Source organism: Streptococcus sp. 10F2, from assembly GCF_054331515.2.
Map to the genome: position 1 here is coordinate 1 of NZ_JBTGGE020000065.1, position 7,674 is coordinate 7,674.

The 7,674-nt window shown below is 41.8% G+C and carries 7 protein-coding genes; 5 read left to right on the forward strand and 2 right to left on the reverse strand.

The features are described 5' to 3' along the window. Positions 1–177: 177 nt before the first annotated feature. Both ACXM1Q_RS08355 and ACXM1Q_RS08360 read right to left on the reverse strand, forming a co-directional pair. Positions 178–420: a type B 50S ribosomal protein L31 gene (locus tag ACXM1Q_RS08355; protein ID WP_135036345.1), complete on the reverse strand. Its 243-nt coding sequence runs from the start codon at positions 418–420 to the stop codon at positions 178–180. 98 nt (positions 421–518) lie between these two features. After that, a complete protein-coding gene (locus ACXM1Q_RS08360; RefSeq protein WP_458517676.1) occupies positions 519–1,466 on the reverse strand; it encodes a DHH family phosphoesterase in 948 nt (315 codons plus the stop codon). A gap of 275 nt (positions 1,467–1,741) precedes the next feature. On the opposite strand from ACXM1Q_RS08360, the gene ACXM1Q_RS08365 reads away from it, so the two are divergent. The 5 genes from ACXM1Q_RS08365 (at position 1,742) to nt5e (ending at position 7,457) form a co-directional block, all read left to right on the forward strand. Continuing rightward, entirely contained in the window at positions 1,742–2,185 is a 444-nt protein-coding gene (locus ACXM1Q_RS08365; RefSeq protein WP_135036351.1) for a flavodoxin, read from the forward strand. Between the two features lie 289 nt (positions 2,186–2,474). Continuing rightward, positions 2,475–3,983: a glycosyltransferase family protein gene (locus tag ACXM1Q_RS08370; protein ID WP_458517677.1), complete on the forward strand. Its 1,509-nt coding sequence runs from the start codon at positions 2,475–2,477 to the stop codon at positions 3,981–3,983. Continuing rightward, the gene (locus tag ACXM1Q_RS08375) at positions 3,970–4,626 is read left to right on the forward strand and encodes a uracil-DNA glycosylase (protein WP_458517678.1); all 657 of its coding nucleotides are present in this window, start codon (positions 3,970–3,972) and stop codon (positions 4,624–4,626) included. Before ACXM1Q_RS08370 ends, ACXM1Q_RS08375 begins: the two co-directional genes overlap by 14 nt. Further along, positions 4,623–5,093 (forward strand): NUDIX hydrolase, encoded by a 471-nt coding sequence (locus ACXM1Q_RS08380; protein ID WP_458517679.1) that lies wholly within the window; start codon positions 4,623–4,625, stop codon positions 5,091–5,093. The genes ACXM1Q_RS08375 and ACXM1Q_RS08380 overlap by 4 nt, the downstream gene beginning before the upstream one ends. A 141-nt stretch (positions 5,094–5,234) precedes the next feature. Next, complete coding sequence (nt5e, locus tag ACXM1Q_RS08385; RefSeq protein WP_458517680.1) at positions 5,235–7,457, forward strand: cell surface ecto-5'-nucleotidase Nt5e; 2,223 nt, start codon at positions 5,235–5,237, stop codon at positions 7,455–7,457. Positions 7,458–7,674 lie beyond the last annotated feature (217 nt).

The following is a 7,674-nucleotide window of genomic DNA, read 5'->3' on the forward strand; positions in this document are numbered from 1 at the left end:
AGGACTGGTCAGCTGTCTCGATTACTACCTAAAACGACATGCGTTAAAAGTTAACTGAACCGCCGTGTGCCGAACGGCACGCACGGTGGTGTGAGAGGGACTATGCATTAGTCCCTACTCGATTATATTGCAAAACAAGCAAAAACCTCAGCCAAATTTGGCTGAGGTTTTTGAGGCTTATTTGAGGCCGTATTTCTTGTTGAAACGGTCCACACGTCCATCTGCTTGAGTGAACTTTTGGCGACCAGTGTAGAATGGGTGTGAATCTGATGAGATTTCGACACGGATCATTGGGTAAGTTTCACCTTCAAATTCAACAGTTTCATTAGAGTTCTTAGTAGAACCGCTAAGGAACTTGTAACCAGTAGATGTGTCCATGAAGACAACAGGGCGATATTCTGGATGGATATCTTTTTTCATTGTGTTAAAAATCCTTTCTGCCATGGTCTCTTTGCGAGCCATAGATTATTACCTAGCTAGTTTACCAAATGTGGTTGGCTTTGGCAAGTTTTTTTGACTTATTTCTGACTTTTTTTCAGTAATTCTTGGATTTCGGCGTAGATTTGGTCATTTTCTTCTAGGTTAGCTGAGTTGGCCCCACTAGCGAGGGGGTGGCCACCACCGTCATGTCGTTTTGCAATTTCATTGATTGGAATAGTTTTGGAGCGGAGGCGAACACGATAGCTACCGTCTTCTTGTTGGACAAAGACTCCCCAGCTTTGGACGTCTTTAATGCGTCCTGGAGCTCCAACGACTGCAGAAGTATCCGTTTCTTTTAGTTTGAGTTCTTTTAAATAGTCTTGATGAATAGTGACACGTGCTGCCCCATTTTCATCGATTTCGAGATTGTCATAGACGTATCCTTGGAGTTTGGCAACTTCTAAACTGATAGTGTCCATTTGACGGGATAAATCACTGAAATCAATTGAAAATTGACGAAGATAGGCAGCCATTTCAAAGGTTAGACTTGAGGTTGAAGGGAAGAGGAAGCGACCAGTATCTCCCACGATTCCCGCATAAAGAAGTCTAGCGGTTTGGACGTCCATAAGAAGATTGGTCTCTCGGGAAAAACGAGTAATCATTTCACTTGTAGAAGAGGCTTTGGGATCGACCCAGGAGAGGTCTCCATACGGATTATCATCTGGGTGATGATCGATTTTAATGAGTTCTTTTCCGTTTTGGTAACGTTGATCATCAATCCGTTCTCGATTGGCAGTGTCACAGACGATGACCAAGGCATCCTGATAGTCTTCATCGGATACATAGTTCATTCCTGCAAGCCAATGAAGATTGGGTTCATCGTATCCAGTAACCAAAATCTTTTTTTCTGGGTAATTGAGAAGCAGGAGGTTTTGAAGACCAACTTGACTACCAATAGCATCTAAATCAGGTCTTACATGCCGGTGGATGATGATTTTGTCATAGGCGACAATCTTCTCTAGTATTTTTTCAAAAATAGGTTCCATGTTTGTTCCTTTTTGCTTTTTTTCCATTTTAACATAAGGCAGGAGCATTGCAAACTTTCAAGAGACTTGTGATATAATGGAAAGCGAACGATGAATACTTCACATTGTTTTAAATTACTGTTGTCACGTTTTTTAGTGAATCTGATGGATTGCGCGTATTGCTTGTCTTATCAATCATCTTCCATAGATTGTTGCTAGCTAAAGGACCTTGATTAACTTTTTTATTCGATTTGGAACTAGGTAGAGTATTCTTAAGCATTAAAGAGGAGGCTGCTATGGCGTTAGCAAAAATTGTCTATGCAAGTATGACAGGGAATACAGAAGAAATTGCAGATATTGTTGCAGATAAACTACGAGATCTTGGGTTGGATGTTGACATTGATGAGTGTACAACAGTTGAAGCTGAGGATTTTGTAGATGCTGATGTTGCAATTGTAGCTTCGTATACTTACGGAGATGGGGAATTGCCAGATGAGATTGTTGATTTTTATGAAGACTTGAAAGACGTAAATCTTGAAGGCAAATTCTACGGGGTTGTTGGATCTGGAGATACTTTCTATGACGAATTCTGTAAGGCCGTTGATGATTTTGATCAAGTATTTTCCGAAACTGGTGCTGTAAAAATTGCTGAAAATGTTAAAGTTGATTTGGCAGCCGAAGATGAAGACATTGAAAATCTTGAAAAATTTGCAGAAGAGATTGCTGCAAAATTAGCTTAATGATGGAAAAAGAGGCCGGGCATAGCCCAGCCTCGAATTGTATATCATGGAAAATGAAATGCTGTCTGTGAAAAAGCAAGTTCCCGATTAGTCTGGAATCTGGGAGTGGATGTTTAAGTGGGGCAGTGGCAGTTTTATCTTGGATAAGAGCTGCTTTGCCTCTCGTTTTAATAAGAGCTCTAGAGCTGGTCAGTTTTGTAAGGTCTTTCTTCGGCTATTCATTTTGCTTGACCGAGGCATTTCTATTTCTATCTATGATCAACAACTTTTAAGGAAAGGACGGAAGTACGTGTCCAAACTTTATCCTGTTTTAACTAGAATTTTACAAGGCTTTATATTCCTGATTGCCCTACATTGGGTTGTTATTGCTTTTATAACCTTGGGACAACCATGGTGGTTGACCATGCCCACCGCTTTAGGGCTGGTCTTTTGGATTTATAAAAAACCGATGTTTTGGAAACAGCTCTATGATTTTTTATGTCAGCATAAATTGGCTGTGATCGGAGTGTTGACTGTTTTTCAAATACTTTTACTGTTGTCAGCTCAGCTTCTAATTCGCCGAGATGCAGCAGTAGTGTTCTTGGGAGCTTTTGAGCTCTCCAAGCCCCTTTCCATTGCTAGTTACCTTACGCGCAACCCTAATAACTTGCCACTGTTTCTGTATGAGCGTTGGTTTTACAAGCTCTTTGGAATGAATGCCCTATGGGTTCTCCAAGCCATTAATATTTTTGCGACGAACAGTGCAGCTTTGATTCTTTTTAAAGGGACAGAAAGTTTTTGGGGGAGGAAGCGTGCAGACCTTGTTTTTCTTTTTTATACCGGTTTACTTGTAGCTTCGCCTTTCTTTATGGCCATGTATACGGATATGTTGGCGATTCCCTTTATCAGTTTGCAATTTTTCTTTGCGATGGCGCTTTTAAAGTCTAGAGATGATTCTAAGCTAATGATTCGCTTAGCAATCCAGTTGGGGGTGCTTACAGCCCTTGCTTATCTTTTAAGACCAACAGTCTTAGTAACAATAATAGCTCTCTTTATGATTTTATTGGTTACCAAAGAGTGGAAGAAGTTCCTACTAGGACTGAGTCTCGTTAGTTTGGGATTTGCTTTGGTCACGATTCCCATTCAACAGTTGATGGAAGGACAAGATGAAGTTCAGCTGCTTGAAGGTCAAGGGCTCGCAAAATCGCCCCTCCTGTTTATCGATCTTGGCTTGACTTATTCTGGTACGGATCAGGATGATATGAAGGAAGGTTTACTGGCCTATTTGGAGCCGGAGGAGCGAGAGAAGTATAATAATGGTATGTTTGCGGAGGAAAATGTAAAAAAAGAAATTATCCGTCGTTTGCAAGCCTATACACCATGGACCTTTCTTCAACATACAGCTGTTAAGCAGACAGGAACTGTAAAAAATGGGACGTTGAACTGGATTTATTTTGAAGATGTCTCTAAAGAGAAAACTCCTTATATATCTCCTCTTTATCCGGTGCTGGGGTTACAACCTTTCTTTACCTGGATTCGTCGGCATTTTATTTCTTATGACCGACCTGAATTTGCAGTCTACGCTTGGGTCAAACAGATCATCTGGTTGGCCTTGGCCTGGGGAATCCTTCGAGCTAGTCGCCGCTTTGCGGGAGAACAAGCGGATCTTCAGTTTGTCATGTTAGCGGTTTTGGGTGGCTTCCTTTTTCTTCAGGTTTTCGAAGGCGGTAAAACTCGCTACTTGATTCAATTTTTACCACAAATTTTGGTCTTATCAAGCCTAGGATGGATAGGGGATGACAAGCATGGAAAGATTTAAACAGACTGACTGGTATCAGCCTCTACTAGCTGAGCTAGGAAGTGATTATTTTGAGCAACTTGAAACCTTTCTAGATGAAGTTTATGATGTGGGACAAGTATTTCCAGCGAAGCAGAATGTTTTCCGAGCGTTTGAATTAACCAGTTTGGCTCAGACGCGAGTCGTGATTTTGGGACAAGATCCCTATCATGGGGAAGGGCAGGCTGATGGCTTGAGTTTTTCTGTCCCTGATGGTGTGGCACCACCTCCATCTCTTCGGAATATTTTTAAAGAGTTGGAGACGGATTTAGGGGTGAGAGAGCGAACGGATTTGTCAGATTGGGCCCAGTCAGGTGTGCTCTTATTGAACTCTGTTTTGACTGTAAGTGCTGGTCAGGCGAACAGTCATCAAGGGAGGATATGGGAAACTTTGACAGATGCTGTGATTTCCCTAGTAGGTCGGCGAACAGAGCTGACCGTTTTTATTCTTTGGGGGAAGTTTGCACAAAAGAAAAAGGCTCTTATTGGGCCGGGACACGTGATTTTGGAATCGGTTCATCCAAGTCCTCTGTCAGCATACCGCGGCTTCTTTGGTAGTCGGCCTTTTTCCAAAGCGAATACATTTTTAGAAAATCCGATTGATTGGTTAGGAGGCAAAGTATGAAGCAGCAGTTAGCAACGATTTGTTATTTGGATAATGGGAAGGAGTTTTTACTTCTTCATCGTAACAAGAAGCCAAATGATGTCCATGAAGGGAAATGGATCGGAGTTGGAGGCAAGGTAGAAGCAGGTGAGAGTCCAGAAGATTGTGCCAAGCGAGAAGTACTTGAGGAAACGGGTTATACCGTGGAGGATATGGATCTGGTTGGTTTGATTACCTTTCCTGCTTTTACACCTGGTACAGACTGGTATACTTATGTCTACAGGATTCGAGATTTTTCGGGAACGCAAATGGAGAGTCCGGAAGGTAGCTTGGCTTGGATTCCTTATGATGAGGTGCTGTTGAAACCAAGCTGGGAGGGGGATCATCTTTTTCTTAAGTGGATTTTGGAGGAAAAATCGCTATTTTCAGCTAAAATGGTCTATGAAGATGGGCTTCTACAGGATTGGTCTGTTCGATTTTATAAATAAGGCGTAGAAAATCTTTTCTACGCCTTATTTGTTCGTTAATTCCGAACCTTTGTATTTTTGTCTAAAAGTTTTTGTGATTTTGTTCGGCTTTTTCTCTTTCTTATGCTATAATGTTTTCAGTAAAAGGAAAGGACTCTACCAATGAAAAAAGAATCATTGCTCCCACTTGTATCTGCCGGCCTTTTGGCTCCTCTCTTTCTCTCAACAGGGGTTGCGGCTGAAGAAGTTAGTACGGAACAACCTGCGGAAACAGTTAGTCAGGTTCAAACTCCCGCTGCTGAACAACCTGCTGTTACTGCCGAAAGCTTGGCTAGCCAGCCACCAGTAGTTGAGGTGCCTGAAGTCACTTCAACAGACTCTAAGGTTTCTGCTACAAGTATTGATGTGGCTCCACGTGCAGTCAGCGCTGATACTGAAGCTCCCCAAGAGTCCAAAGATTTAGTGATTCTTCATACCAATGATGTTCACGGCCGGATTGTAGAAGATCGCAATGTTATTGGCGATGCCAAGGCCGCAGCTGTTATTAAAGAGACAAAAGCGGATTTGGTTGTTGATGCAGGAGATGCTTTCCAAGGACTTCCAATCTCTAACTCAAGTAAGGGTGAGGAACGGTTGAAAATCCTCAACATGGTTGGTTATGATGCGATTGCCGTAGGGAACCATGAATTTGACTTTGGTTTGGATCAATTACGTAAGTATGAGAAAATGCTTACCTTCCCAATCCTTTCTGCCAACACTTATGTAGATGGTGCTCGTCTGTTTAAAGCGTCTACTATTGTAGATAGGGACGAAAATATTGAAGGGGATGAATTTGTTGTTATTGGGGTAACCACACCTGAAACTGCAACCAAAACTCACCCAAATAACGTGGTAGGTGTGACTTTTACCGAGCCAATCACTGAAGTTCAAAATGTAATTGCTCAAATTGAATCTGAGGCTCGAGCTAATGGCAAGTCCTATAAGAACTATGTTATTCTAGCTCACCTTGGTGTGGATGCTACAACTCCACTTGAGTGGCGTGGTGACACACTTGCAAAAGCTCTTTCTCAGAATGAGAATTTGAAGGGGAAACGGGTCATCTTAATTGACGGTCACTCTCATACAGCTTTGTCAACTACTTATGGAGACAATGTAACCTATAATCAGACAGGTTCTTATCTCAATAACATTGGTAAAATCGTTCTTAAATCCGATAAATTATTAGGTGAAGCTAGTTTGATTTCTGCAGCAGACTTGAAGGATCAACAACCTGATCCTGAGATTGCTGCTGTAGTTAGTCGTATTAAAGAAGCCTATGATGCAGATAATGCAGTGGTAATTCGTGCGAATAACCCTGTTGAATTGAAAGGGAATCGTGAGAATGTTCGTGTTCGTGAAACGAACCTTGGTAATATCGTAACGGATGCTCTCTATAATTACGGACAAACTGGATTCCAACATCCAAGTCACCTAGCTGTTACGAATGGTGGCGGACTCCGTGAGACAATTGTCAAAGATAAGGACATTACCAAAGGAGATGTTATCGCGGTTCTTCCGTTTGGAAACTTGATTTCTCAAATCACGGTTAAAGGCCAACAAATTCAAGACATGTTTAAACGTTCTATTTCTGCTATTCACCAGAAAGATGCGAATGGAAATGTTGTTTTGGATGAGAATGGTTTACCTCTCCTTGAACCAAGTGGTTACTTCCTTCATGTATCTGGTGCGCGTGTATTCTTTGATCCAACTCTCGAAGCAGCTGACCGCATCTTGAAAATCCAGATTTTGGATCCAGAATCTGGCAAGTATCAAGATTTAGATTTAGAAAAAACCTACTACCTTGCTACCAATGATTTTGTGGCAGCAGGTGGAGATGGTTATGATATGCTTGGTGGAGCACGTGAAGAAGGACCATCTATGGATGAAGTCTTTGCGGAATTCTTGAAAACAGCTGATCTCAGCAAATACGAAGTGGTTAATCCAAATTCACGGATTATCTCTATTTCAAAAGATTCTAATTGGCAAGAATTAGCGAATCCAACTGAACCTGCCAAACCAGAACAACCTGAAAATCCAAGTAATCCAAATCAACCAAGCGAGCCAACTAAACCTAGCCGTCCAACGAATCCGGCTAATCCAGCTAAACCTGAACAGCAAGAAAATCAAGCTGGAAAAGATGAGCAAAAACCAGCTACTAAATTGGTATCCTTGGGACACAACCCAAGTTATCAAGCACCAGCTAAAGTTCAGGCTGCAAGTTCATCAACCTCTGATGCTAAATCTCTTCCAAATACAGGTACAGAAGTCTCTACAACAGCGACTGTTCTAGGACTTGGTATCTTTGCTACACTTGGAATGGTTCAAAGCAAACGTCGGAAAAATTAATTTTAAATAGGTACAACGATCTAGGTCAAGATTACTGAACCTTAAAATTAGATTAAGAAAGGACTGAATCCTGTATTGAACAGGATTCAGTCCTTTTTAGTACGACGGGCATGTCGTACATCTGAGGTGTAAGTCCTCTGTGGGCACCTGCTACCGGTGAACCCAATAGCGACTCCCAAGCCTGACTATCGTGAGGTAGCGGGGAGAGGAAGGGATA